28 protein-coding genes are annotated in these 25,628 nt (G+C 33.9%); 8 read left to right on the top strand and 20 right to left on the bottom strand.

Features of this window, described 5'->3' with window-relative positions; translation table 11 throughout:
• Positions 1-78: 78 nt before the first annotated feature.
• The 14 genes from J2S19_RS13835 to J2S19_RS13770 all read right to left on the bottom strand — a co-directional run bounded on the left by J2S19_RS13835 (position 79) and on the right by J2S19_RS13770 (position 11,284).
• The gene (locus J2S19_RS13835) at positions 79-873 is read right to left on the bottom strand and encodes a YfkD famly protein (RefSeq protein ID WP_307343006.1); all 795 of its coding nucleotides are present in this window, start codon (positions 871-873) and stop codon (positions 79-81) included.
• 609 nt (positions 874-1,482) lie between these two features.
• Positions 1,483-1,725: a hypothetical protein gene (locus J2S19_RS13830; RefSeq protein WP_307343003.1), complete on the bottom strand. Its 243-nt coding sequence runs from the start codon at positions 1,723-1,725 to the stop codon at positions 1,483-1,485.
• Between the two features lie 38 nt (positions 1,726-1,763).
• The gene (locus J2S19_RS13825; RefSeq protein WP_307343000.1) at positions 1,764-2,891 is read right to left on the bottom strand and encodes an ABC transporter permease; all 1,128 of its coding nucleotides are present in this window, start codon (positions 2,889-2,891) and stop codon (positions 1,764-1,766) included.
• Positions 2,875-3,546: an ABC transporter ATP-binding protein gene (locus tag J2S19_RS13820; RefSeq protein ID WP_307342997.1), complete on the bottom strand. Its 672-nt coding sequence runs from the start codon at positions 3,544-3,546 to the stop codon at positions 2,875-2,877. Before J2S19_RS13820 ends, J2S19_RS13825 begins: the two co-directional genes overlap by 17 nt.
• Complete coding sequence (locus J2S19_RS13815; RefSeq protein WP_307342994.1) at positions 3,547-4,917, bottom strand: V-type ATP synthase subunit I domain-containing protein; 1,371 nt, start codon at positions 4,915-4,917, stop codon at positions 3,547-3,549. It abuts the gene before it with no gap.
• 18 nt (positions 4,918-4,935) lie between these two features.
• Positions 4,936-5,433, bottom strand: coding sequence for a hypothetical protein (locus tag J2S19_RS13810; RefSeq protein ID WP_307342991.1), 498 nt, complete (start codon positions 5,431-5,433; stop codon positions 4,936-4,938).
• Between the two features lie 22 nt (positions 5,434-5,455).
• Complete coding sequence (locus J2S19_RS13805) at positions 5,456-5,791, bottom strand: hypothetical protein (protein ID WP_307342988.1); 336 nt, start codon at positions 5,789-5,791, stop codon at positions 5,456-5,458.
• 100 nt (positions 5,792-5,891) lie between these two features.
• Positions 5,892-6,380: a hypothetical protein gene (locus tag J2S19_RS13800; RefSeq protein ID WP_307342985.1), complete on the bottom strand. Its 489-nt coding sequence runs from the start codon at positions 6,378-6,380 to the stop codon at positions 5,892-5,894.
• Positions 6,381-6,421: 41 nt separating this feature from the next.
• Positions 6,422-7,708 (bottom strand): hypothetical protein, encoded by a 1,287-nt coding sequence (locus J2S19_RS13795; RefSeq protein ID WP_307342983.1) that lies wholly within the window; start codon positions 7,706-7,708, stop codon positions 6,422-6,424.
• Positions 7,686-8,222, bottom strand: a complete 537-nt coding sequence (locus tag J2S19_RS13790; protein ID WP_442405993.1) for an ABC transporter ATP-binding protein — start codon at positions 8,220-8,222, stop codon at positions 7,686-7,688. Before J2S19_RS13790 ends, J2S19_RS13795 begins: the two co-directional genes overlap by 23 nt.
• Before the next feature lie 46 nt (positions 8,223-8,268).
• Positions 8,269-8,799 carry a stage II sporulation protein M gene (locus J2S19_RS13785; protein WP_307342977.1) on the bottom strand — a complete coding sequence of 177 codons (531 nt, stop codon included), beginning with the start codon at positions 8,797-8,799 and terminating at the stop codon, positions 8,269-8,271.
• Positions 8,800-9,642: 843 nt separating this feature from the next.
• Positions 9,643-10,455 (bottom strand): YihY/virulence factor BrkB family protein, encoded by an 813-nt coding sequence (locus J2S19_RS13780; RefSeq protein ID WP_307342974.1) that lies wholly within the window; start codon positions 10,453-10,455, stop codon positions 9,643-9,645.
• A 27-nt stretch (positions 10,456-10,482) separates the two neighbouring features.
• A complete protein-coding gene (locus J2S19_RS13775; protein ID WP_307342970.1) occupies positions 10,483-10,800 on the bottom strand; it encodes a YtxH domain-containing protein in 318 nt (105 codons plus the stop codon).
• Between the two features lie 13 nt (positions 10,801-10,813).
• Entirely contained in the window at positions 10,814-11,284 is a 471-nt protein-coding gene (locus J2S19_RS13770; protein ID WP_307342967.1) for a low molecular weight protein-tyrosine-phosphatase, read from the bottom strand.
• Between the two features lie 300 nt (positions 11,285-11,584).
• Here J2S19_RS13770 and J2S19_RS13765 point away from each other — a divergent pair, with 300 nt between their 5' ends.
• The 3 genes from J2S19_RS13765 to J2S19_RS13755 all read left to right on the top strand — a co-directional run bounded on the left by J2S19_RS13765 (position 11,585) and on the right by J2S19_RS13755 (position 13,477).
• A complete protein-coding gene (locus J2S19_RS13765; protein WP_307342964.1) occupies positions 11,585-12,937 on the top strand; it encodes an alanine/glycine:cation symporter family protein in 1,353 nt (450 codons plus the stop codon).
• A 96-nt stretch (positions 12,938-13,033) separates the two neighbouring features.
• Positions 13,034-13,258 (top strand): DUF1128 domain-containing protein, encoded by a 225-nt coding sequence (locus J2S19_RS13760; RefSeq protein WP_307343279.1) that lies wholly within the window; start codon positions 13,034-13,036, stop codon positions 13,256-13,258.
• 60 nt (positions 13,259-13,318) lie between these two features.
• Positions 13,319-13,477 (top strand): hypothetical protein, encoded by a 159-nt coding sequence (locus tag J2S19_RS13755; protein ID WP_307342961.1) that lies wholly within the window; start codon positions 13,319-13,321, stop codon positions 13,475-13,477.
• An 88-nt stretch (positions 13,478-13,565) separates the two neighbouring features.
• Here the strand turns inward: J2S19_RS13755 and J2S19_RS13750 are convergent, their stop codons facing one another.
• On the bottom strand, positions 13,566-14,501 hold the full coding sequence (locus J2S19_RS13750) for an alpha/beta hydrolase (protein ID WP_307342958.1): 936 nt from the start codon (positions 14,499-14,501) through the stop codon (positions 13,566-13,568).
• A 207-nt stretch (positions 14,502-14,708) separates the two neighbouring features.
• On the opposite strand from J2S19_RS13750, the gene J2S19_RS13745 reads away from it, so the two are divergent.
• Entirely contained in the window at positions 14,709-15,977 is a 1,269-nt protein-coding gene (locus J2S19_RS13745) for an MDR family MFS transporter (protein WP_307342955.1), read from the top strand.
• Positions 15,978-16,084: 107 nt separating this feature from the next.
• On the opposite strand, the gene J2S19_RS13740 is transcribed toward J2S19_RS13745, so the two are convergent.
• The 4 genes from J2S19_RS13740 to J2S19_RS23840 all read right to left on the bottom strand — a co-directional run bounded on the left by J2S19_RS13740 (position 16,085) and on the right by J2S19_RS23840 (position 18,299).
• Positions 16,085-16,498: a DUF4275 family protein gene (locus J2S19_RS13740; RefSeq protein ID WP_307342953.1), complete on the bottom strand. Its 414-nt coding sequence runs from the start codon at positions 16,496-16,498 to the stop codon at positions 16,085-16,087.
• 124 nt (positions 16,499-16,622) lie between these two features.
• The gene (locus tag J2S19_RS13735; RefSeq protein ID WP_307342950.1) at positions 16,623-17,369 is read right to left on the bottom strand and encodes a TerC family protein; all 747 of its coding nucleotides are present in this window, start codon (positions 17,367-17,369) and stop codon (positions 16,623-16,625) included.
• Positions 17,370-17,604: 235 nt separating this feature from the next.
• Complete coding sequence (locus J2S19_RS23845; RefSeq protein WP_503128648.1) at positions 17,605-17,865, bottom strand: YetF domain-containing protein; 261 nt, start codon at positions 17,863-17,865, stop codon at positions 17,605-17,607.
• The gene (locus J2S19_RS23840; protein ID WP_503128647.1) at positions 17,859-18,299 is read right to left on the bottom strand and encodes a DUF421 domain-containing protein; all 441 of its coding nucleotides are present in this window, start codon (positions 18,297-18,299) and stop codon (positions 17,859-17,861) included. The genes J2S19_RS23845 and J2S19_RS23840 overlap by 7 nt, the downstream gene beginning before the upstream one ends.
• Positions 18,300-18,866: 567 nt before the next feature.
• Between J2S19_RS23840 and J2S19_RS13725 the strand changes: the two genes are divergently transcribed.
• Positions 18,867-19,556: a Pr6Pr family membrane protein gene (locus J2S19_RS13725; RefSeq protein WP_307342948.1), complete on the top strand. Its 690-nt coding sequence runs from the start codon at positions 18,867-18,869 to the stop codon at positions 19,554-19,556.
• Between the two features lie 116 nt (positions 19,557-19,672).
• Here the strand turns inward: J2S19_RS13725 and J2S19_RS13720 are convergent, their stop codons facing one another.
• Positions 19,673-21,565 carry an ABC-F family ATP-binding cassette domain-containing protein gene (locus tag J2S19_RS13720; protein WP_307342945.1) on the bottom strand — a complete coding sequence of 631 codons (1,893 nt, stop codon included), beginning with the start codon at positions 21,563-21,565 and terminating at the stop codon, positions 19,673-19,675.
• A gap of 186 nt (positions 21,566-21,751) precedes the next feature.
• Here J2S19_RS13720 and J2S19_RS13715 point away from each other — a divergent pair, with 186 nt between their 5' ends.
• From J2S19_RS13715 to J2S19_RS13705, 3 genes are read left to right on the top strand one after another with little or no spacing between them, the layout of a single operon-like run.
• Positions 21,752-22,132, top strand: a complete 381-nt coding sequence (locus J2S19_RS13715; RefSeq protein WP_307342942.1) for a GntR family transcriptional regulator — start codon at positions 21,752-21,754, stop codon at positions 22,130-22,132.
• A gap of 26 nt (positions 22,133-22,158) precedes the next feature.
• The gene (locus J2S19_RS13710) at positions 22,159-23,061 is read left to right on the top strand and encodes an ABC transporter ATP-binding protein (protein ID WP_307342939.1); all 903 of its coding nucleotides are present in this window, start codon (positions 22,159-22,161) and stop codon (positions 23,059-23,061) included.
• On the top strand, positions 23,036-25,030 hold the full coding sequence (locus J2S19_RS13705; protein WP_307342936.1) for an ABC transporter permease: 1,995 nt from the start codon (positions 23,036-23,038) through the stop codon (positions 25,028-25,030). The genes J2S19_RS13710 and J2S19_RS13705 overlap by 26 nt, the downstream gene beginning before the upstream one ends.
• Positions 25,031-25,628: the final 598 nt, after the last annotated feature.

The raw sequence follows: 25,628 nt of genomic DNA, 5'->3' as shown, positions 1-25,628 counted from the left end.
ATTTGAACATACTCCAACCACGACATTGTTTCCCTTTATAAAAAAATCAGTGTTGGCTACACTGATTTTTTTATAGATTTATTTTGGTTGGTCTGTTGTAACAAAGCCAAATGTTACATGATCCTGTAATGGTATCCATGCTCCAATCCCTTGTGACGTAACATTTTTTACGACAATACTTTTCTTGTTCCCTTTTAATACTAAATATACTTCGCCATATGTGACTTTCCCTTTTTCATTTACCGCTGGTGCATATGCATAAAGATAACCAAGCTTTTTCCTTGGAACATTATAGATTTGCTCTGTTTTTGTTCCTGCTCCTATAATTGTTTCAAATGATAGTGGTAAATTTGTTTTTTTCATTGCCTTCAATAGCATCATTTTCTTCACATGCTCAGCTTCAGGTACCTTCGCAGTCAATCCACCTTTAATCGATTTCTGTGCTTCCTGCTTATAATGCATTTGAATAGGTGACTTACCTCCACGGTTATCATTAAAGTTTGTATTAATTTTTTGATATTCCCAATTTGTTGCTGTCTCTGTTGATTCGTAGTTCAGGGCCCATTCACCCAAATAAATCGTTGCACGATAGCCAAATGCTAATGGAGCATCTGAAATTGATGTTTCATTGAGGATACGAATCAAATCAGGGTTCTCTATTGGTACCGTTGATGTATCAATTAATGCTTGAGAGAGCTCACTAGGTTGTAGATATGGTAAGTCTTGGGTTGGATTCGGATACGTATTTTCTTTGGAAATTTCCATTACAGTATCAGGTATTTTCGGCTTTTGTTGTTGACCTTTAGCCAAAGCTGATTGTGAACAGATTAAGCTCAACACCATAATAATGGTCAGGAACAATTTTTTTTTCATCCTGCATACTCCTTTCAAGATACTATCTGTAGTGTTTTCTAGTTTAAATTTGTTTATCCAAATTTTTTACATCGCATTAGATATTTTCCTCCATACAAATCAACATTACTCATTTACAAGTTATACAAATACTAGTAAAATTAAGTTATGAAATGAGTCCCTAGGTAAACTTGTTACGCTCATTTTGCAAGCGTTACCAATTTCTCTAGTCATTTGTTTCGTCCTACAAACAATCATTCAGGCACTGTGCAATTGCACGGTGCCTCTTTTTTCTACATATTATATCTTCTGATTAAACAAAGTGGTTGATTTTAACCCCAAATCATTCAAGCTTCATAAGCTTCTATCTTGGATAGATGTTTTGAAAAGGATTAGATGTGAGCGGAAAATTTATTAGATATAAACGTATATAGGCAAATGATATTGCATATACTAATTTCAGGTATGTATGATGAAGGAATTATTTTATCATCTTCGAACTTGAAAATTTTCCAGTTGATTATTATAATCTATATAACTGATGGCTCTAAAACAAAAAGGAAGACACCTTGCTGTCACAAGGTATCCTCCCATTTTCATTTTACTACTTCTGAAATTAGATGAATAATTTTAGAGCCATCCAGTTGCTGCACCTACGATAACACCGATAGGACCTGCTACAGTACCACTTGCTCCAAGCAATCCAGCAATATAAGTTGCTGCTGCTGTAGCCCCAACTGCTACTACTCTACTAACGATTTTCTTAGCTGCTGTTTTTCCAACTGATGCTGCTAAATAGTTAATTACACTTTGTTGAGACCATGATTTTAATTTGTTTTGTACCCATTTCCCTACTAGGTAACCTGCTTTCATCTTTATCACCTCCTTTCAAGTGTGTAGCTATTTCGTCGTCATTTTAGTAGTGTTGCTGGATTTGAATTTGCAGCATTTATGGCTGGCTTGATACCTCCTCCAATACCTAAAAGCATACTTATAAACAGGACGAGAAGTACATGCCATATTGAAAACACCATCGGGATATCCATAAACGTTAAGATAACTCCCGCTATCAATAAACCAACAAAATAACCTAACAATGCAAATACAATAACCAATATGAGAGACTCCATTAAAAACAAACTTATAACTGTTGTTTTCTTCATACCCATCGCACGATAGATAGCTACCTCATTCATTTTTTCCAATGTTGAAATATACATAATGTTGATTACATTTATTCCTGCTACAACAAGTGATATTGCACCGATTAATACGAGAAATATTGAAATACTACCAATAGACTCCTTAATTGCTTTACTAGTTTCCTCTGAATAATCAATGAATTTCACATCATCATCTAAGCCGTTATTCAACATTTCTAATACTTGTTTACTCACACTTTCAAGCTCATATCCATCTTCTAGAGTTAGGTTAAATGTACTGCTGATTGAACTAGCACTTACATCAATTTCTGACCTTAAATCTTCCGGAAGATAAAGGCTCGGGTTCGTATTACCAATTTCATCTGTTATTCCGATAATTTCGTAGCTTTCATTATTTACATAAAGTGTATCGCCAATTGTATATTTTTTATCAAATTCTTCATTATCTTTGACGATTACAACATTTCCTGAACGTTCCTGAAATGATTCTCCTTCAATAACGCCAATATTTCTAAATTCAGCGACAACGTTTTCTTTAAAATCATCTGTATCTTCGAAATATACATCGACAGTTTCTTCTGTATACGCTTCCTTGAATTCTTTAACACCTGGAAGGTTTCTAACGATTTCCAAATTATCTTTTATATCACCATCGTTCATAACACTTTCCATATCAACAAGGCTGTCAGCACTACTAATCAAGCCAATTGTCGTATTATTGACATACTTATTAACTAGATTATTAGAAAAGCTATTTGAAATTGTCATAATGATAATTACAGCAGCTATTCCGATAAATACACCTAAACCTGTTAATACTGTTCGGAATCGGTTATATCGAAAGGATTCTTTTAAATTTTTAACAAAATATATCACTTTTTACCCTACCGTCTCTTAACTCAATTATCCGTTGAGCTGATAAAGCAACATCTTTATCATGAGTTACGATTATGATCGTCGTATTGAAGGTATCATGAATTTCTTCAAGGAGTTTAAGAATTCCCTTCGTATTCGCTTCATCTACCGCTCCTGTCGGTTCATCTGCAATAATTATTTCAGGGTTTGAAACCATTGCCCTTGCAATAGCAACTCGCTGCTTTTGTCCCCCACTTAGCTCATCTGGGTAACTATCCTTTTTTTCTAACATTCCAACTTTTCTCAAGCTGTTTTCTACAGCAACTGTATCGAGCTTGCCTAATTTGATGACACTAGCAATTTCAATATTCTTTTGGACAGTATAACGATCAATCAATTGAAAATCTTGAAAAACATACCCTATTCTTTTTCGGTAATTTGAAATAATTTGGTCATTGAAATGTTGTTCAAGTCTTTTTTCCTGGAAGATATATTCTCCTCTATAATCAAAATCTAACAAACCAATTATTTTAATTAATGATGATTTACCAGAACCACTCTTGCCTACTAAAGAAACGTATTGAGCGTTTGGTATTGTAATATCAATGCCATTTAACGCATTTACTTTATAGTTACGACCTGTATATGTCTTAAATACTTCTTTTAATTGAATCACTTACCCATCAACTACCTTTTCAATTACGTCTCCTGCTTCGGCACCTTCGATAAGTAAATAATCATCTTCCACTTTCTCAACTTTTACATTCTTTTTCTTACCGTTAATAAGAACAAAATGTTTGTTATCTTCATCAGTGCCTACATACTCCTGAGGTATATGTATTTCACTTGTATGAACCATATAAGCAGTAGCATGATAGATTGGCTTATACTTTGAAGTCGGCTTAATGTCATACAACATTTTATATATCGGAGTTTGACCCTGTGTAGATAATTCCTCATTATATGCCATTGTTTGATAGGTTAGTTCACCAACAACTTCCGATTGATATTTTAAGTGTAACGGCTTCAAATTCTGTACTTCTTCAATCTGTCTTTCCGTCGCATTAAACACAAACTGATATACATTACTGTGAATTGCAACCTGTCCTGTTGATGTTATAGAAATCTGACCATCAAACGGTGCGACATCCATTGACTCTTCTTCATATGAAGCAATTGTTTTATTTAATTCTTCTATACTATCTTGTTTTGACTTCTTTTCTTCTTCAAGTTGCAAGATAACGGCTTTAACTGAAGGATCATTCGTGTTCCCCGATTTGATATTTTGATACTTTTTCTCATATAATCCTTTACTTTCTTTACTATTTTGTAAAGACTGTTTCGTTCTTGCCTCATTGAATTTATAGGTTTGTTCTAATGTCTGGAGATTTTCCTTTATCTCCTCATTCTCTTGTTCTAGCGATTTTATTTCACTTTCAATTGTCATAATTGCTTCATGTTCAGTTTCACTTGCTTCTATCCTATTAGCTCTTAACGTTTCAAGTTCATGTTTTAAATTAGTTAATTCATTGTTGTTTTCGTTAAGACTTCTGTTAAGATTTTCTTTTTCTGCTTTATAATTATAGTTAATTTCTTCAAGATTTAATTCCAATTCTTCGACAATATAATCTTGTGAATGAAGTGATTCTTGCATACCTTCAACTTCAGAAGATAATTCAGGACTAACGGAATAGTTACCTTTTTTTATTTCTGAAATATTCTTATCTAGCTGCGCGATTTCTCCTTCGACTTTCTTTCGCTTTTCAATTAATGCTTGAACTTCTTTCTCTACTTTCTCGTCCATTTCTGTTAGTACTTCGCCTTCTTTAACTTGATTCCCATTCTTCACTATTAACTTCGACTCTTCAACATCAATAATCTTTGTCTGTGTTGGTGATAAATAGCCTTTATATTTTATTTCTTCTTCCTTAAGTTCATATTGTTCGACACCATTTGCCACTTCCTTATTCACACAGGCAGACAATAGGCCCGTACTTAAAATGATTAAGAAACAAGGTAAATATGCTATCATCTTATACTTCGACACGGACTTATCCACCTTTAACTATTTTTGCAACACATAATCGATCATTTCTAGTCGTTCTGAAACAAACTTTTCTAGGTCCCCCTCTGGAGTCCAATCACCATCTTCTGTTATTAATTCTTTCGTTTCTGCATTATATTCAGCAGAATAATAACTTTCAGTGTCTTTTAGAAAAATATCAATAGCATAAACCATATCATCTGATTCTAGACTTACATACCCATACTCAATTAATTCTTGATAGTCAGGTAAGTTCGCTAAGTCTTTTGGGTCGTGGTTTGTTATATAAACCGACTCCATACCTGACTCTTGCTCGAAATTAACTTGGTAGTCAGGATACTTTTTGCTAAACTCCTTTTCATTAAACCTCTTCTCAATTTCTTCAATTGGTAATTCACTACTTGATTTTGAACTATCATTACTTTTTGGCTCCGATGCCTTTTCATCTGATGAACATCCTGCTATCGCAACAAAAAGTAAAATGAATGTTGGTATCAATAAACTCTTTACTTTACGCATCTTTTACATCCTTCCATCTGTATTACAGTATCTTTTTAAACTTCTTATAAACGTGATTATCAATCGTCACTTTTTTAAATTTATCTTTCTGGTCACTTGTCCAATTCGGTACTTCTGTTGTATTCCTTATAACTCCATTTTCAATTTCAAGTATTTTTCCACTTTTTTCAGAAGCAAGTAAATACATGACCTTATCGTTCATAAGCGAAGAAGATGCTGACGGAATTGATTCAAATAATATATTTAAAAACTGAAACATTCCTGATTTCTTTTCGGTTCGAAATACTTCATATACGACATCTCCTGGTGACTTGACTTTCTCAATCGCTTCTAGTGCTTGTCTAGTTTTTTTATCCATGTAAATCTTCCTTTCTCTCTCCGATATTTTACTAAGTTGATAAGTTGAGTTATTAGGAATGTTCATTATCCTCATTTCCCCAAACCGGCTAATATCATCACTAAATCATTAAATAGATTGATAGTGCATCGAAGCCAATATAGATACTAAGCGGGATAATCGCCACAACTTTTTTAAAGCCTTGTATGTTTATATCTTTGACGATTGAAATAATTACAATGACAGCAGGTATGATAAATATTAAAAGAATCTCACTTCCACTATATATATAATGGTTAATATATAGAACAATCATATGTGCATAAAAGGTGATAATTAACAACCACATTGACTTCAACATTACCCTTTTTCGGTCAAACGTTTGCTTATTGGCTAATTTATAAGATAGTAACGTTAAATATGATACAATCCAAACTGTTATTAACATTAAGACACCGTAATACAACGTTAATAACGAGTACCATAAGTATATTTGGCTACCATCAAACACTGCGATAAAATCTTCATCAGCTGTCAGTGAACCTAGAACGACTGCAGCAATTAAATAAATAATTAATAATAGCTTCTGTGTAAGATTGATAGACTTCATATAGTTCACTTCTTTCTTCAAAATGATTAGCCGAGGACTTATTAATGATTTACGATAGTTTTCGGCAAGTCCTTTCGTAAAATACTAACTGCTGATAAAAAGCAGTAGATAAGTAGGACAAATAAATAGATCCATAGCAATGTGTAATAATTATTAAAATACGCTGTGATGCCAAAAATGAGCACTGCTGTATATACTAGAAACTTATTCATAATTGTTGAGGATAAATGATTCCGATATACAACTATAAATTCAATAATTGAACCTAGTATCATAAGGATAGCTAATGAGGCAAGTACTCTACCATCGAATATTTTATGATAAACTAATATGCCAAGAGAAACTGATATTTTTATAACAGCACCGCTCAATATCGTCATCATTTTTGTTATACGTATATACTTTGCATCACGTTTCAACCTCGTTTCATCAAAAAAAGGGTCATGAGAAAGTAACGTATATTTTTTTTTACTTTTCATCGCAAAGATACTACTACTCCCAATAATAAAGGCAGACATAAATGGAATTAATTTATCCTCTGTACCAATAATTAGAAGGCTATATAATGTAAAAATCATAACTAGATTAAGTAGGATATTTTTATAAAATAATACATAGTCCTTAAATAAGAAGACATTAAGTTTTTTTAGCCACAAGAAAAATTTTCTTGTATTCAATTTTGAATCTGTCTTACTTCTATAAAAACCACTGATAATATCAAGGATAATAACAGATAGTAACGTAAACAGGATAAGTAGTAGTGAATGAATATAACTAGTGCCGCTAAATAACCAACCTAAGTGAGCTATATTATGAATGCAACCGACGATTACTGAAACTAATAGGATGACGAAAAAGGCTACAGATAGAATAACTCCCTGTTCACCGACCTTATAAGCCCAATAATTAGCACTAGGCATTAGAAGATGGCTTATTGTAACAATGGTCAAAAAGAATAGTCCCGTTGGTAAACTAGATTTAACTGCTATGTAGATAAAGACACTTACTACGATAATCGTATTAGTCAAATACATATCAAGTAAAATTCTTTGCACTATATACGTGATTTTAAATGGAAGTGTATTATTTTTTAAATCGAATAATTCTAAATCTTGATAACCAAAAAAAGTTTCATTATCTACCATACTTGTAATAAGTAACAAACCACAATAGAATAGTACGACTAAGTTACCCCATAAAGGTTCTGTAGTGTAAACCATCATAAGTAAAGCTGAAACGATGATTCCTATTATTATTTCTTTTGGATAGTTTTTGCTCTTTCGCTTTAATAAAATGGAAGCAAATTTATAGTAATACGTCATTTTCACTAATAGTCAATCCCTTATTATTTAAGTGATATATTTTATCTACGGATTGTTGAAGCATATCGAGATCATGACTTACAATCACCAGCCCTCTTTCTTCTTCATTAAATAATCGAATAATATTTTTATTTGAAGCTTTATCTAAAGATTCAAATGGTTCATCTATTAATAGAATTGGATGGACTGATAAAAAGCCAAACAATAATGCAACTTTTTTTATCGTGCCTTTAGAGAGCTTTCCGATTGGAACATCCATGTATGATGTAATATGTAATGCTTTTACATAATCCATATAATCTGTACAATTGAATGATTCTAGATGCATACATAAATCTAGCATGTCCCGGAGAGTAAATTTTTTATATTTAAACAAATCAAAATGAACAAAATAGGTGTCCCCACTGAGAGCTATTTGGCCTGATTGAGGGACTAATTGACCGCTCATTAGCTTAAGCATTGTCGTTTTCCCTATACCATTCTCTCCAATAATCCCTATTTTTTTGCTGTCAATGTTCATGCTAAAGTCTTTTAATATATAATCTGTGTATTTAAAAGTGACATGATTAAATGAGTACATGAACATTTCCCTCCAACAGTGCTCCAACAAAAGTTAAAACTAGTATTACAACATATGCAAAAGCTAATTGTTTAAATCTTTTTCGATAAGGAAAGTCGATATCTGTTGATTTCAAGTATGTGTTTGACATTTGTATTAAGGAGTAACTAATATAAATTGCTATCATTAATGCGAGAATCTCAAAGATGGAATGTCTGTAAAGTAGTGTAAATTGCTGAAGAAAAGCCAAACTTTTAATTTGGTAGATATATGTACCAATATTAAAAAATTGTACGCTTAAATAGATGAAATTTAGAATTGGTAACACACAAACAAGTGAGAAAAAGGTGATATTATTAATGAAAATCATCATAAATCCTGCCTTCTCCTTTTCGGACATGACATTCTGATAATCATTAATAAGTAAATTTATTTCCATGATATTATTCTCTACAAGTAACGAGTAAGAAATATATCCTAGAATTGTAAAGAAAACTGCAATGACAAAATGAAAAGAAATGATTTCTCTTAATACCATATTTACTACCTTCTTCTCCCTTCTTCTATGTTACCCTCAGTTCCGGTTCTCACCTTCCAAACAGAAAGATTTCCTGGAACCTCATACAATTCATCTGAGTAGATGTGAACTTTTGTAATCATTGTTGCTTCTTACTCATTTGTCGTTTAGGGTTGATTTCTTTACGGAGTGTATCCAGAAATCATTTCACAGCGTAGATGAATATGTGAAATATTGTATTATTAACCAATATTTTGTTTATACTTGTATTATACAAAAGGTATTATAAATGTTCTATAGTACCTGTATACTAAATGCTTTATTGATAACCTCGTCTTTAACAAAAAGGTAAAATTAGGATATATCGTGACTTACATTCTTTTTTCCTATTAAAATTCCACTTTCATTTAGGAGTTGTTAGCTAAACAAAAAACAAATACATGGCCCCATTTACCCTAAGGAAGTATCCTCTATCTTGAGTATTTAGTTCTTTCTATTCAAGTTAAAATTTTATGTAAAGATTGTAAATAATATATGAATTGCCTTTTGCAAAGTTGGAATTTGTTTCAATACAACTGGTTAATTTCGATTAACAGACCATTGTGTATGGATGTAGTTTACTTATTTTAATTTGTTCCTACCATACTAACAATACCCGACAGACTAGACTTGACTTCCTCTCCCCGCTCTAAAAAGCTACAACTAATTAATTAAATTAATCCGTAAGTCACCTAAAGGAAGAACATTACTTATTTATGAATTCAGCAAAAAGAAGCTAACTTATAAGTGTTTGACCTCCAACAACATCACATCATTGTTTTTGGATTCAAACACTTTAACATCTAAGTCAACCTCTTCATGTCTTCATTTACTTTTCTTCTTTCTATCATATAGCATTGCATTTAATTCTCCGCATAGTATAATAATCATTCCCGATAAATAGAACCAAATCATAAGGACGATTATCCCACCGATACTCCCATATGTTGCACTGTAATTTGCTATATGACCTACATAATATGAGAAGGCTAATGAGACTAAAATCCAGCCTAATGTTGCTGCAAATGCTCCTGGCACCCCATCTTTTATATGGAGGCGTTTGTTAGGAGCGAAAAAGTATAATGCTACAAATACGATGAATAAAATAATCGCGCTTAAAAACCATCTAAGAGTATTCCATACCGTCAAAAATTCTTTTGACAAACCAAAATGTGAGGAAATAAAAATACCAATTTCTCGACCAAAGACAGGTAACAATAAAGCTACGACGATGACAAACACCATTGCAATCGTTAAGAAAATCGCCATAAGTCTTGAAGCGAAAAAAGACCTTGTTTCTTTCACATCATAAGCTTTATTAAACGCACGCACGATTGCATTGATTCCATTTGATGCAGACCATAACGTAGCAACAATCCCGAAGGACAGTAATCCACCATTTTTTTGTTTAATAATTTGATCAAGTGATTCTTCAATGATTTTTACAGATTCCCCTGGGGCAAATTCGCTTATCGTACCAAGCACATCTTGTTGAGATATTGGTAAATAACCAATAAGCGTGATGAGAAATAACAAAAATGGAAATAGAGATAGTAAGAAAAAGTATGCAAGCTGTGCTGATAATCCTGCTACTTCATCATGTAAAAAGCGATTAATCATTTCCTTTATAAAAGCCAAGACATCTACCTCCACGTAACGTTTCAGTTATGGAATCAGTTTGTCCTTTGTTTCTTGTAGCATATGTATAACATGTGGGGATGATTCTTTTAATTCATTTACCTTTTCATTTATAAAGGCTAAATCATCTGAAACTTCTTGGACTGTATCTCTTACTGTGTCGACCTTCCGCTTGACATCTGTAGTAAGCTTAGTTGGTTGTTTCACATATTGCGTTAAAGATGAACACATAGATTTACTAGATTGCAACACAGCCTGACGGGTATTCTTATCAAACATTGAGACCGCCGCTCCTACGATTGCCCCAATAACCATTCCTTTTAGTAATTTATTTTCGTTACTCATAGGCTATCCCCTCTTATAGTTGATACTCATGTTTAATTTCCGAAAGCAGATTCCTGCATCCTTCCGTTACCATCTCATATACTTCATCAAAATTCCCAGTATAGTATGGGTCAGGGACATCACTTGTAGAGAATTCTTTTGCATAATCCAATAATCGTTTAATATGATTTGTCGGAAAATCTCCTGCTAGTCGCTTAATATTCCCAATGTTTTCAGCATCCATTCCAATGATATAATCAAAAGATGAAATATCTTGTTCGAGCAATTGACGTGCGGTTTGCCCCTCATATGAGATTTGATTTTTCGTTAAAATTTCTCGAGTCCCCTGGTGTGGAGGCTTTCCAATATGCCAATCCCCTGTTCCAGCAGAGTCTACTGTAATCTTATCCTCAAGCCCCTCCTCAGCAATTAAATGTCTCATAACCGCCTCTGCCATTGGTGACCTACAAATATTCCCTAAACATACAAACAATACTTTTACCATATAATTCCCTCCTAATTTCTCTTCATTACTACCTATCATAAGATTTCTTTCACGTTCTGACAATTGTCACGGAGCAATATTAACAATTTACAACACCTTATTACATACAAACTATTTAATTACATATAGTACTGATTGTTAGTGCTACTAGGTTAATTAATATTAGCAGTTTTGCTTCTATAATTGTAAAAAATAGCTAAAATTTTTGACATTTAAAAATATTTATCCGAATACTTTTCATATAAGTGACGAATAGGACATTACAGACATGTGGTCACAATTTAACATTAGGGGGATGTTATGAAAACATTAGAAGCAGTGATTGGTAAAGTCAGTAGCTTTATTTGGGGTCCGCCTTTGCTTATCTTACTTGTAGGGACCGGTTTATATTTAACTTTTCGTTTAGGGCTGCTCCAATTTCGCATGTTGCCATACTCTTTAAAGCTTGCCTTTTCAAAAAAACAAGATAACAGGTCTGAAGGTGATATTTCACATTTCCAAGCATTAATGACTGCTTTAGCAGCAACAGTAGGTACAGGGAATATCGTCGGCGTTGCTACAGCTGTGCTTATGGGTGGACCTGGTGCTGTTTTTTGGATGTGGATTACTGCACTAGTCGGAATGGCAACGAAATATGCTGAAGCAATATTAGCTGTCAAATATCGAGTGAAAGATAAGAATGGGGAAATGTCTGGCGGGCCTATGTATTATTTAGAACATGGTCTTAAGCAGAAGTGGCTAGGTGTCTTATTTGCCATATTTGGTGCTATTGCAGCATTCGGTATCGGAAATATGGTTCAATCAAATTCAGTTTCTGGTGTTATGAAATCTACTTTCTCTGTCCCAACGATTGTTACCGGTATTATCATTACTATCTTTACCGCCCTTGTTATTTTAGGTGGGATTAAATCAATTGGACGAGTAACAGCAATTTTCGTCCCGATTATGGCCTTATTTTACTTAATTGCAGGACTCATTGTTATCATCTCGAATATTAATCTTGTACCTGATGCGGTAGTACTTATTTTATCAGATGCCTTTACAGGTGAAGCCGTTGCTGGTGGTGCTTTAGGCGCCGTTATTCGATGGGGGGTTGCCCGTGGTGTTTTCTCGAATGAAGCTGGTTTAGGTTCTGCACCAATTGCCGCTGCTGCTGCAAAAACTGATTATCCTGGTCGACAAGCATTAGTTTCGATGACACAAGTCTTTATTGACACAATTGTTATTTGTTCAATAACTGGTATTACTATAGTAATGGGTGAGTTATATACAAGTAATGTTGAAGGTACAGCACTTACTTCTTTAACATTCGAACAATTTCTAGGTCCGATTGGCTCCATCATCGTTGCGATTGGTATGTTATTTTTCGCTTATTCAACAATTCTCGGCTGGTCTTATTATGGCGAAAAATGTTTTTCTTACCTATTTAGTGAATCAGTTGTGAAATATTATCGGTATGCCTTTGTGATAGCTGTCTTTTTAGGTTCCATTACAACGATTGATATTGTATGGGGAATTGCAGATGTTATGAATGGATTAATGGCCTTTCCTAACTTAATTGGATTAATTGGTTTATCCGGGATAGTAGTTGCTGAAACGAAAAAGTTCCTCGAAGTTGTCAAGCAGGAAAAACGTGAAAAGGAAAAAGCATAACGTCGTAAACAGATTCGAATGTTTTGAATGTATCGACATTTTTCATGTTACAATAACAATAATTACTTTAAGGGACAAGAAAGGAATGATGATATGATGAATCTAACGGAGAAATCTGCTGAAAATGTTGAATATATGGTTGACCAAATTAAAGAAAAGCTTCGGATGTTAAACTTTGGTGCAATTAAATCTACACATTTTAATGAAGATATGTATGAAGAACTTAAAGATATATACGAACACGTAATGAAAAAGCAATCATTTAGCCCAAATGAAATGCAAGCTATTGCAGAAGAGCTAGGAAATTTACGAAAAGCATAATTGATTGATTCTGACCTCTCTCTTATCAACATATCTTTTTGATAAGAAGGAGGTTTTTATATGATTAAAATAGGACTTTTCACTGTTTTTTTAATTGGAACACTTGCTATTACTATTTTACTCATAATCTTTTTATTGAATGATTCGCTAAACACTAATGACTCCTCTCAAATCGACCCGCTTCCTAATGATGATGAAGATGATTTACTTGAGAAATAATAAAATGATGAAATTCATGATGGGGAGGAACGGCTACTCCCCTTTTTCTTTTTACTTTTTTAGATAGTGTGTCAAATTAAGATTACCATTAATAGGATGGTCGATCTCTCCCCTCGAACAGCTCTTCGATATCTCTAATAAACTCTAACACTCTCTTTTCATACCCTATTGGATCTGTATTAAATGCTTCTGCATGGCCAGCCTTTGGTACAAGGTAAAGCTTTTTCTTACCTGCTTTTCTTCGGAACATGTCTAAACTCATTTCCAATGGGATAAATGTATCTTCTTTCCCATGTATAAACAGGATCGGAGTGTTCGTTTTCTCTAATCCTTTAATTGGAGAAATATCCGGGAAACTCCAGCCATGCTTCAATTTAATTAAGAAGCCAACTAAATGAATAAGTGGATGTATACAAATCTTTAAATCCATTTTCATCCTTACCTTCAATAACGATTGGAAATCACTGAACGAACAATCAGCAACGCAAAACTTCACACGAGGGTCACGTTTACAAACCTCTAACGCTGAAGCAGCTCCTAATGATTCGCCAAGCAAGCCAATAAACACATCATCGCCAAACCTATCCTCTAGATAGTCAATCCATGCCTTTAAATCATCCTTTTCATAATAGCCGTAAGACGTATATGAACCACCACTTAATCCATGGTATCTATGGTCACATAATAATACATGGAATCCTCTTCTTTGAAACATCTTTACATATTTAAAGCTCCCAAATAATGACCATGTAATACCGTGTGCGATAATTACAACCTTTTTTCCCTTTTCTACAGGAAAAAACATGCCATGTATATCATATCCATAATAAGATTGTATAAAAAGCTCTTCCTTCCGTAATTTGCTAAAGAAACCTTCATCGATTTCTCCCCTTTTAATCCCTAGTTTATATGTTTTCTCATATTTAACACGTTTAGGTGAAAGGAGCAGCCAACTAGTTATGACACTGATTAATATACTTCCGCTAATAACTACAATTAACGATACAATAAGCCATTGTGGCAACATACTCACTCCTTCTAGGCTTTTTTATATCGTATTATCAATACATGATTATTGTGAATGAAGGCTTGATTTATTTTTCTAGATATTTATACATTTCCAACCTGATAGGGGTATTACATCTAACACCCACCAGATTATGCTATTGTTTTTCCTAGTTCTAAAGAGTATGATTTATTTCGGTAGAATACAAGATTGAGGTGTGCAACGATGAGAATACGAGATTGGGATACTAACCTCAAAATTCGTTTACTTGGTGAAACGTTAATGAACATTACTTTTTGGATGTTTTTTCCGTTTCTTACAATTTACTTTGCGGAAGCTTTCGGGAAAGAGCTTGCTGGACTTTTACTTATTTTCTCTCAGATTTTTTCCGTTTTAGCGAACCTTATGGGAGGATATTTTGCGGACCGATACGGACGTAAAACGATGATGGTTATTGCTTCAATTGGTCAGGGACTATCGTTCATATTATTTGCATGGACAGATTCACCTTGGCTTTCGATGCCACTCTTAGGGTTTATTTTCTTTTCGTTAGCAGGTGTATTTGGTGCATTTTATTGGCCAGCTTCACAAGCAATGGTAACAGATGTTGTCGATGAAAAAGAACGAAGTGGTGTATTCGCCATTTTTTATACATCTATAAACATTGCCGTTGTTGTTGGTCCAATATTAGGTGCGATTTTTTATGTACGTTATCCATTTGAAGTATTGTTGGTTTCTGGTGTTGTTTGTTTACTATTATCATTATTATTAGTCAAGCATACAAGGGAAACAGCCCCAGAACAGCAGCATACTGGTTCCGATAAATGGTACACAATTATTACGAAACAAGTAAAAGAGTATCATATTATTTTTAAAGATCAGACGTTTTTCTTGTTTATTATTGCTGGTATACTCGTTGGGGTTACCTTCATGCAACTTGATATGCTTATTCCTGTTTATATTACCGAAATGATCCATCATCAGAAGATTTTCGACTTTGGTAATTGGTCTCTTACACTAACTGGAGAGCAAGTATTTGGAGTGGTTCTCTCTGAAAACGGCTTACTTGTCGCACTACTCACAATTATCGTGACGAAATGGATGAGTAAGTATAAAGAAAAGAATGTCTTTGTCATTTCATCCATTGTATATGGAATTGCAATGATTTCATTTGGTCTTTCTTCATCGGTATGGATTATGCTTATTGCAATGGGCCTATTTACTTTTGCGGAGCTCATGACGGCTGGTATTCAACAAACGTTTGTTTCAAAAATATCACCTGAACATATGCGTGGACAATACTTTGCAGCAGCAAGTTTGCGGCATACGATTGGCCGCACGATAGCACCTATAGCAATACCAATGTCGTTATGGTTTGGCTACACATTGACGTTTTTTATTTTAGGCATATTCGCATTTATAAGCGGACTTATTTATCATGTGATGTTAAAAAAAGCAGAAAAACATGTGATCACATATAGAGAAGCTAGTTAACTGGGGTCTGACCCCTCCAACAAAAAACTTATAGTTTGAAATCAAATCTACTTGAGGGGTCTGACCCCTAATAGTTATAACACAACACCTATTTGTATTTTCAAATCCTAATCTAACGAAATAAAATAAGGACCACATTGTGATTCATGTGTCATCATAAAGGTCCATCGCCTATCCCAGTCCATCACATATAAATCTCCATCACTTATATGGGACGGGTCGTATGGCAGGTGATTTACAGTAATTGTCCGAGCCTTCTCAATTAGATATGCTTCATCTTTATGTTGAAAAAAGATTGTACATTTCGTTTTTGCCTGTTTCTGAAATGCTTCTAGTGCATTTTCCCCCTCTACACAGTCCACTTTTCTCCAACTGCATAAATGCCACAAAAACTCATCCAAGTTAATTGCTTTTTGTTCTGGCTTGGTTAAATGGCCTGCAAAGCTTTGAATCCATTGCTCACGAAGATATGGTCCCCACTTAGGAATAGAAACGACCTTTAATTCTTTATATTTTTTCAATACATTCTCCTTTTTTAGCTGTTATTTTTTTCACCTTTTCATTTCTAATCGTATGGTTTTTGAGTATGGATTAATACGAAAAAACCTAAGAAAAAGAACAGTGATAAGCCACTGTTCTTTTTCGTTAACTAGCATCATTCATTTTGTCAGGTTCCTTTGATAGAAACCAGCCACCTACAGCGATAAGTAACATTACTGACCAGAAAATTGATTTCCATACGATTCCCTCTACAAAATCATGAGAAATAATATGAACTGCCGGGTGTGCAAGAGTATGCATTAATAGCTTTACCCCAACCCAACCAACGATTAACATCGCTGCTTTTTCCAAGCTTGGGCGTGTTGTTAACAGTTTAACGAATAATCCTGCAGCAAATCGTATCACGATCAGACCCGCGATAGCTCCAATCACGATAACCGTAAATTTTGCACCGTCCATACCACCGATATCTCCGAGCGGTGTATCAGGCAGAGCAATCACAAGTGCAACAGCTGCTAAAATCGAATCAATTGCAAAAGCGATATCAGCTAATGCAATTTGTGCAACTGTCATACGATAGCTTCGTACCTTTTTCGGTTTACTATCATCATGTTTTTTTGTTAAATGCTTCACAGCAATAAAAATTAAGTATGCTGCTCCGATTGCTTGAACTTGCCAAACATGAAATAAGAACGAAATGATAAAAATTGCACCGATTCTAAAAATAAATGCAAGCAATAAACCAATATTAATCGCCTTTTTTTGTTGTTCCTCTGGTAAATGTTTTGCCATGATTGCTAGTACTAGTGCATTATCTGCAGATAGTAGTCCTTCTAAAAGGATTAAGATCAATAGTACCCAGCCATATTCTAATAAAATTGATGCTTCCATATTTGCCTCCTATTTTGACTAGCTGATAATCTATAAAATCATTTAGCACCATTGTAATCGGATAAAAGTGTATGAATATGTAAGTATTATGCCACGATTACGTAACTCTCATTAGTAAATATAAGATTCTCTTCATTAAAAATCACTGCTATTCCGTCATAATGTTTCCTTTTATACAAAAAAATGGGCCTACTTATAATTCGATACTAAATATCAAAATCCTTTTTTCTTTGAACTAATGTAGCAAATTATCTTTGCTATCGACGTAAAGTGAACCATCTTGCTGTACTTCAGCAAAAAATACATTCTGACTTGATTGAACTCCCACTTGTTGAAGCCGTTTATTTAACCAGTCTTTATCAAGATTTAGCTTTTCAAGATTTTTTTCGATTACTTGTCCATCCGAGATTACTTGCGTCGCAATCGGAAACACTTTCTTTGTCATTACAGTGCTAATATCCCCTTTTGTAGCAGGTGCTTTTTGTTCCTTTAGCATGACTGAAAGTTTCCGTTTGTTTCGAAAATTGCATAATCTACATCAGCAACAGCAAAAATATTCTTTTGTCTTAGCATTGTGTTTAATGCATCTAAATCTAAGCGACTTTTCTTTAGTGCTCTCTCAACAATTTTCCCTTCTTTTATAACAATAATCGGGTCTCCAGTTGTAATAATACGAGCTCTTTTCGATTTTATATCAATAACATCCATTATTAGTGTAAATGCAGCCCATCCGACTAAAGCTAACACTCCATTTCGAATAGATAAATTTCGGCTCACTACCAAGTTTGCGGTGATAGAACCTATGGCAATAGCAGATACAAAATTAAAGAAAGTCATTTGGCTAATTTCTTTTCTTCCCATTATTCTAGCAAGTGTAAATAATACAAAAAAACCAATTGCAACTCTTAACATTAACTCCATTAATCCCATATAAATTCACCCACTTCTACTATTTGTTATGATGATTATTTGCAAATCCATCTTGTTTTATTAATGAGCTTATTAATAAAGTAAAAAGAGCATTTATTTACTGGTCGAATACACTATGAAAAAGGGGTGAATAGCTATGTATATTACCTTAATACTTCCCATTATTACGCCTTATGGACACCCTGTTACTGCATTAAACCCAATGTTACACCAGACCCGAGAACAGGAATTTTTCCAATGGATTAATACAATTTCTAGCAATAGGTATTCCAGCCATGTTCAATTACTTTTAACTGAGGACATGGAAAAACACGAAACGACCATAGTTCAAGGGAAACCACAAAGTCAGACAAACTTTGTACCAAGTGGTAGTTAGAAACTCAATTAAAAACGCTCGAGAGAAAAAATCTCTGAGCGTTTTATTCAATATTAACCCAAGTATAATTGGTAATTACTCCTTCGATATTTTCCAGAAAATTATTTAAATTATATCGATGATATATTATAATTTAATTGATTATTGTAACTATTTGTAATTTAAGTTTAATAATGTAAGGAGAACTTCTAATGCCTAAAAGGAATAAACATACATTTATCCGAAAAATGAAAACAATCTTTCATTTATTTATCTTTTTAATAGGTTTCATCAGTGTTATACTACATATCATTTATTCCCCTAACCCCTTAGCTTCTACAACAAAATTTACAATACATGCAAATCTTATTGTTTCATTCAGTTTTTTAATCAGCTTCATAACATCCTTTTCAAAGAAAGATGAATTTCCTTTTTTAGATTTTTTAAAAAATTGTTCAATTATTTATATGTCTGTTGGTATTCTCACCTATCATTTTTTACTTGCTAGTGGTGGTGAATATTCAGGAGTTAGAATTATCACTAACTACACACTACACTATTTAATACCAATGCTGACTTTCTTTAATTGGATAGTATTTGAAACAAAAAAAAGATATAAATATATCTCAATTCTTACTTGGATTATTTATCCTGTTCTCTATTGCTTTGTTTCATTATTGAGGGGTGCGTTTGATGGTTTTTATCCGTATTTCTTTTTAAACCCTAACGGAAAACTACCGGTAGGAGTTGGAAACTACGGTAATGTTACATTGTTCATCATCTCGTTTACCGTTGTTTTCATTATGCTAGGGCTCATATTAGTAACGCTTAATCGCTTATATCTTTACTTCAAAAATAAATATTACATTCATTTAAATCAAGATAAAAATCGTGTTGTTTAATAGGCATTCCTGTATTGTCTGCTAGTCCTGATTAGTTTGCAAATAAGTTAAAAATAGGGTCAGCCTCCGAAAACACTACATATGAGTGTTAAACAGGAGGTGGCCCTTTTTCTTTACTAATTTCCTTCCTCAATTTCCTCTATTAATAGTGATAGTTCTTCCCATCGTTCCATTGTTTCTTCCAGCCTTTTTTTGGTTTCTTCTTGTTCTTTGTATAACTCTTGTACCTTTGCAAAATCACTTCCTGCTGCTGCGATTTCCTGTTCAAGGTGAACCATTTTGTCCTCAAGCCGGGCAATTACATCCTCAATCCCGTCCCATTCCTGCTGTTCCTTATAGCTAAGTCTTTTTTTCTTTTCCTTTTTATAAGTAGTTTTCTCCTTAGGTATTTCTCTTTCCTGTATAAGGTCTTGCTGTTGTTTTGCTTCCATATAATCGGAGTAACTGCCTTGAAATCGGCTTAGTTTCCCAGCAGATTCAAATACAATTAAATGATCAACGACTCTATCTAGGAAATACCTATCATGTGACACCGTTAATACTACACCAGGAAACTGATCCAAATAATCTTCTAAAACACTTAGTGTTTGAGTATCAAGATCATTTGTTGGCTCATCTAAGAAAAGAACATTCGGCTCTTCCATCAACACTTTTAATAAGTAGAGTCTTCTTCGCTCCCCACCTGAAAGCTTGCGGATATAAGTCCATTGCTGTGAGCGAGGGAATAAAAAGCGTTCGAGCATTTGCTCCGCTGTAATAATCGTTCCATCAATTGTATGAACAATTTCAGCTGTCTCTTTAATGTATTCAATGACTTTAAGATTCCCATCCATCTCTTCATGGTTTTGTGTATAAAATCCAATTTTTACTGTTTCACCAATTTCGATTGTTCCATTATCAACTGGTATACGACCAGCAATCATATTTAATAGTGTCGATTTCCCACTCCCATTAGGTCCTATAATACCAAGCCTTTCACCAGGTGTAACCAAATAGCTAAAATCTCCTATCAATAATTTACCATCTAAAGATTTTGAAATATTTTTTAGCTCAATGACCTTTTTACCTAACCGAGTAGAACCGATCGCAAAATCTAAATCCTTTTTAATTACAGGACCTTTCTGTTCATTTAACTCTTCAAAGCGGTCTATTCTCGCCTTTTGCTTAGTTGATCGTGCCTTTGCCCCACGTCTAATCCATGCAAGCTCTCGTCTTAGTAAATTTTGACGTTTCAGTTCAGATTGCTCTGCATTTATTTCTCTTTCAGCTTTTTTCTCTAAGAAAACTTCATAATTACCTGAATACGTATAGAGCTGTCCATGGTCCAGTTCAAATATTTGGTTTGTAACACGGTTCAAAAAATAACGGTCATGTGTAATGAGAATAATTGAACCCCGATAGCTTGCTAAGTAACTCTCTAACCATTCAATCGTATTATTATCTAGATGGTTTGTTGGCTCATCTAAAATGAGGATATCTGCCGGTTGAATTAATGCTTTAGCAATTGCAACACGTTTCTTTTGACCACCAGATAAATGGTCGACCAGCTTAGTGAAGTCAGTAATTCCTAGCTTTGTTAAAACTGTTTTTGCTACTGTATTTGCCTCCCATGCATCATGTTCATCCATCTTTTGCTGCATCGAGATTAACTGCTTCAAATACCGTTCATTTTCTGGCTGTTGTTCTAAGTTCGCCAATGCAAGTTCATATTCTCTCATTACCTTCATTATTTGGGCTTCACCATAATAAATCTGGTCTAATACAGTTAATCCATTTGTTAATTCAGGTTCTTGTGGTAAATATTCAATATGTAACGAATTGGCATGGGTTATTTCCCCTTCATCTGCAGAATCTAATCCTGCGATTACTTTTAATAATGTTGACTTTCCAGTTCCGTTCACACCGATTAAACCAACTCGTTGCTTTTCTTCTATCGTAAAGGAGATATGGTCAAACAGAACTTTTTCACCATATGTTTTATATAAATTCTCCACCTGTAAAATACTCATTAACATCCAATCCTTCTTTAAAGTATGTACCTATTGTAAATCATTTATGGTACACAATGCTATGAAAAGCATGCTTACCAAAAAATTCATCTTCCATATACGAAATGTATTGCTTTTTCCGGATAATTCAGATAAGATTTCACTGTACTAATAATATTAATACAGTTAATACAAAGGGGGTTACTCATGTTTCAGCTAGACGTTAGAAGCAGGAAACCCATATACGAGCAACTAGTTGACAAAATTAAAGAGCTTATTATCAGTCAAATCTTAAAGCCAGATGAGCAATTGCCATCAGTACGAATGCTTTCTAGTCAGCTTACCGTTAATCCAAATACGATTCAACGAGCATACCGCGAGCTCGAAAGACAAGGTTATGTCTATTCAATAAAAGGAAAGGGAAATTATGTTGCCAGAATAGAGTTCATGCCAAATGAGCAACAGCTGGCGCAACTGAAAGATGAACTCCAGAAGCTTATTGCTGAAGCAATCTATTTAGGATTAACAAAAGAAGACTTGTTTGTTCTTTTTGATGAAGCACAACGCAGAAACAACTTTGAAAAATAGTATCACTAAAAAAAGGGGATAAACGTATGATTGAAGTTCATTCCGTTAGTAAAGCATATAACAAACATAAAGCAGTTAATGAATTATCACTATCTGTTACAAAAGGATCCATTTACGGTCTCTTAGGTTCGAATGGAGCCGGAAAAACATCATTACTTAAAATGATTGCAGGTATTAATCGTCCTGATAAAGGTACGATTAAAATTGACCAACAACCGTCATATGAGAATGTAGCGATTAAGGAAAGAGTTATTTTTATACCTGATGTTATATACTTCTTCCCACAAGCTACTGTTGCACAAATGGCTTCACAATACAGAAAATATTATCCTAATTGGAACCAAGAGCGATTCAATCAATTAGCGAATGCCTTTTCTATTGATGTGAATCGTAAAGTGCATCGCTTATCAAAAGGAATGAAACGACAGGTTGCATTTTGGCTAGCTCTATCAACATTGCCTGATGTCCTTATTTTAGACGAACCGATTGATGGACTAGACCCTGTAATGAGGAAGAAAATTAAAAACCTCTTGTTTCAAGATGTAGCCGAACGTGAAATGACAGTACTCGTTTCATCACATAACCTGCGTGAAATTGAAGATTTATGTGACCATGTTGGGATCATGCACGATGGACAAATTATTATCGAAAAGGAAATAGACGATTTAAAGACCGATACACACAAAATACAAATCGCCCTATCTGACCCTACACATGAGGAACATCTTTTAAACCAGTTACACATTTTACACCAAGAAAAACGTGGCAGTATCCTATTACTAATTGTAAAAGGAAATGAAGAGAAGATAAGGAAAATCATCCAATCAACTGAATTACTTCTTTTTGATTTACTACCGTTGACATTAGAAGAAATTTTCATTTACGAAATGGAGGATATCGGATATGAAATCGAAAAAATCCTTCTTTAGTATCGCCATTATCCAACAAAATTTCAGACAGCATGGTTGGATCGGCATCATTTATTTACTATGTTTATTGTTTGCGATTCCATTAGAAATATTGCAAATCGCATCAAGTGACTACGTAATTTACAAGGATTTCGCAAATTATTTCTATTTTAATACTGAGCTTCAAGCATTATTTCTTTTTACAATTCCGATTGCAGCTGGCTTGCTTTTATATAGGTATATGCACACTGAATCTTCTGTCGATATGATACACAGTTTACCGATTCGGAGAGAAAAAATATTTTTCAATCACTTTATGAGTGGTCTATTACTGCTTTTCATCCCAGTCATAATTACAGCACTGACAACATATTTTGCAACTGCCACGGTGGAGAGATTCGATTCCATTTTGACAATATCTGAACTTTTGTCCTGGACGATTATATATCTCATCCTGACCTCACTTCTTTTTAGTATAACAGTTGTTATCGGGATGATGACTGGTATGTCAAGTGCTCATGCCATCTTAACATATATAGCTCTATTTCTACCTGTTGGTCTTGTAACAGTAATTATCTATAATCTATCTTTTCTGCTCTATGGATTTTCAACAGCCTTTATAGAAAAAAAGATTGAATATTTATCGATTTTCCATCAGTTTATTCACTTAAACCTTCAGGAAGAGATTGCAGTTCCATTTTCATTACTTGAAACGACAATATATTTAATTCTTACGATTGTCTTTTTCATCTGCGGCATTCTTTTATATAAAGCTAGACATTTAGAGAGAGCAACAGATGTCATTGTTTTTCCAATTTTAAAACCGTTATTTAAATACGGTGTAACGTTTTGCAGCATGCTTTTAGGAGGTTCTTATTTTTCTAGCACCACTTCTAATGATTGGGGATGGATTACATTTGGCTACATTAGTGCCGGACTTCTCGGCTATGTAATTGCTGAAATGATTCTCCAAAAGACATGGCGTATCTTCCATTACCGCTCATTTATCGGTTTTATCGGATATAGTATTATCATGTTATTCATCCTTGTGTCAATTCGTAATGACGTGTTTCAGTATGAGAAAAAACTTCCTGATATGGATCAAATAAGTGAAGTCTACATCGGAGATAAGTACGAAATTAGCAATTTGAATGATTATGATAGTTTTCCACTTATCTACTCAGATTCAAAAATGTATATTCAAGATGTACGTAATCTTCATGAATATTTGATTGCAGAAAAAGATATGCTGAGTGAATCAAAATATGATGAGTATGTACATGCTCAAGAAATGGTCATTACCTACCGACTAAAAGACGGCAATAGCTTTACGAGAGAATATTTTGTTCCATTCCATTTGTTAAAAGACCAATTAAAACCGATTATAGAATCAAAAGAATACAAAATGAATTTACCAGAGTATAAGCAGCTACAGAAAAAACTTAGGTCAATCACTTTTACACCATATGACCCTTTCGGTAAACCATTTACAATAACCGATGAAACAGAACTGAAGGAACTAATTGAAATTTTAAACGAAGAATTATTATCACAAACAATTGACGATCTCATCTCATCAACAGGCAGATGGGGCTATTTCGATATACATTATGAAAATTCCGAAACACCCTATTATACAGCAGCAATCGATTGGAAAAGATCATTTAAACGCATTGATGAGTGGATAGCAAAAAAAGAGCATATTAAACATGCCCATGTCCAGCCTCAACACATTGAGAAGGCAGAGATTACCCGAGTGAAAAATCATCAAGAAATCGATGTGTATTCATTAGAAGAATTTTTTCACCAAGGTGAAGAAATTCATACAATTACTGCTCAAGAAAGTATTGATAAACTGTTAGAATATTCAATAGACTATGACGTTGACGGACAATATTATATTAAATTCACTCTTGCAAATAATACGTATTGGTATGTAACAGTGGAGGATAAATATATCTCTGATGAAATAAAAGCATTGTTTAAGTAATTTTAATTCTGCTTTGACATCATAAATGTAGATAAACAAATTTCAAAATTACTTGTCTGCCTAATCCGTAAGTTCACCATTGTGGTGAGCTTGCGGGTTTTTTAGTTTCACTTTAAAGCCAGTGCATATTTGTTAACTTTTGATGTTTAGGACTTTTATTAATTGTGGAGGGTTCTCTTAGTAGGCGCCTATGGAGATTTTTGCGGAAGACTTTCTCATTTCGGTTTCATCTCAACTAGGATGACAGTTTTCTCTAAAGGCTTGCTTATTTTAGGTTTCATCAACTATTAAGAAGTTTTTATTGATGTCAAGATAAGTATGTACATTTTCGACTAAATAAGAATGTACAATTTGGTGAGTGAGGGATGTTTTAGGATTAACCTAGTTTTTGGGTTCCCTTTGTTGTGAGCCGGTTTTCGGTAGGGCCTGTCTTATTTTTCGGCATCACCCTATGAATTTCTATTAAGGACACTCCTTCCAACATCTTAGTCTTCATACCTGTTCATGAAGGACATTTCTTTCTTCTTCATTATACTTTTTGGTCTTCATCCTTGCCATGAAGGACATTTCTTTCTTTTTCATCATACTTTTTGGTCTT

Source organism: Metabacillus malikii (genome assembly GCF_030813355.1).
Taxonomy (GTDB): Bacteria; Bacillota; Bacilli; order Bacillales; family Bacillaceae; genus Metabacillus; species Metabacillus malikii.
This window is presented reverse-complemented; position numbering and strand designations above follow the sequence as displayed.

Bases quoted from the DNA above. Each gene is read 5' to 3' on its own strand.
- J2S19_RS13835 (WP_307343006.1), bottom strand. From the start codon at position 873: ATGAAAAAAAAATTGTTCCTGACCATTATTATGGTGTTGAGCTTAATC.
- J2S19_RS13830 (WP_307343003.1), bottom strand. From the start codon at position 1,725: ATGAAAGCAGGTTACCTAGTAGGGAAATGGGTACAAAACAAATTAAAA.
- J2S19_RS13810 (WP_307342991.1), bottom strand. From the start codon at position 5,433: ATGCGTAAAGTAAAGAGTTTATTGATACCAACATTCATTTTACTTTTT.
- J2S19_RS13805 (WP_307342988.1), bottom strand. From the start codon at position 5,791: ATGGATAAAAAAACTAGACAAGCACTAGAAGCGATTGAGAAAGTCAAG.
- J2S19_RS13800 (WP_307342985.1), bottom strand. From the start codon at position 6,380: ATGAAGTCTATCAATCTTACACAGAAGCTATTATTAATTATTTATTTA.
- J2S19_RS13790 (WP_442405993.1), bottom strand. From the start codon at position 8,222: ATGAACATTGACAGCAAAAAAATAGGGATTATTGGAGAGAATGGTATA.
- J2S19_RS13785 (WP_307342977.1), bottom strand. From the start codon at position 8,799: ATGGTATTAAGAGAAATCATTTCTTTTCATTTTGTCATTGCAGTTTTC.
- J2S19_RS13775 (WP_307342970.1), bottom strand. From the start codon at position 10,800: ATGAGTAACGAAAATAAATTACTAAAAGGAATGGTTATTGGGGCAATC.
- J2S19_RS13770 (WP_307342967.1), bottom strand. From the start codon at position 11,284: ATGGTAAAAGTATTGTTTGTATGTTTAGGGAATATTTGTAGGTCACCA.
- J2S19_RS13765 (WP_307342964.1), top strand. From the start codon at position 11,585: ATGAAAACATTAGAAGCAGTGATTGGTAAAGTCAGTAGCTTTATTTGG.
- J2S19_RS13760 (WP_307343279.1), top strand. From the start codon at position 13,034: ATGAATCTAACGGAGAAATCTGCTGAAAATGTTGAATATATGGTTGAC.
- J2S19_RS13755 (WP_307342961.1), top strand. From the start codon at position 13,319: ATGATTAAAATAGGACTTTTCACTGTTTTTTTAATTGGAACACTTGCT.
- J2S19_RS13745 (WP_307342955.1), top strand. From the start codon at position 14,709: ATGAGAATACGAGATTGGGATACTAACCTCAAAATTCGTTTACTTGGT.
- J2S19_RS13735 (WP_307342950.1), bottom strand. From the start codon at position 17,369: ATGGAAGCATCAATTTTATTAGAATATGGCTGGGTACTATTGATCTTA.
- J2S19_RS23845 (WP_503128648.1), bottom strand. From the start codon at position 17,865: ATGCTAAAGGAACAAAAAGCACCTGCTACAAAAGGGGATATTAGCACT.
- J2S19_RS23840 (WP_503128647.1), bottom strand. From the start codon at position 18,299: ATGGGATTAATGGAGTTAATGTTAAGAGTTGCAATTGGTTTTTTTGTA.
- J2S19_RS13725 (WP_307342948.1), top strand. From the start codon at position 18,867: ATGCCTAAAAGGAATAAACATACATTTATCCGAAAAATGAAAACAATC.
- J2S19_RS13720 (WP_307342945.1), bottom strand. From the start codon at position 21,565: ATGAGTATTTTACAGGTGGAGAATTTATATAAAACATATGGTGAAAAA.
- J2S19_RS13715 (WP_307342942.1), top strand. From the start codon at position 21,752: ATGTTTCAGCTAGACGTTAGAAGCAGGAAACCCATATACGAGCAACTA.
- J2S19_RS13710 (WP_307342939.1), top strand. From the start codon at position 22,159: ATGATTGAAGTTCATTCCGTTAGTAAAGCATATAACAAACATAAAGCA.
- J2S19_RS13705 (WP_307342936.1), top strand. From the start codon at position 23,036: ATGAAATCGAAAAAATCCTTCTTTAGTATCGCCATTATCCAACAAAAT.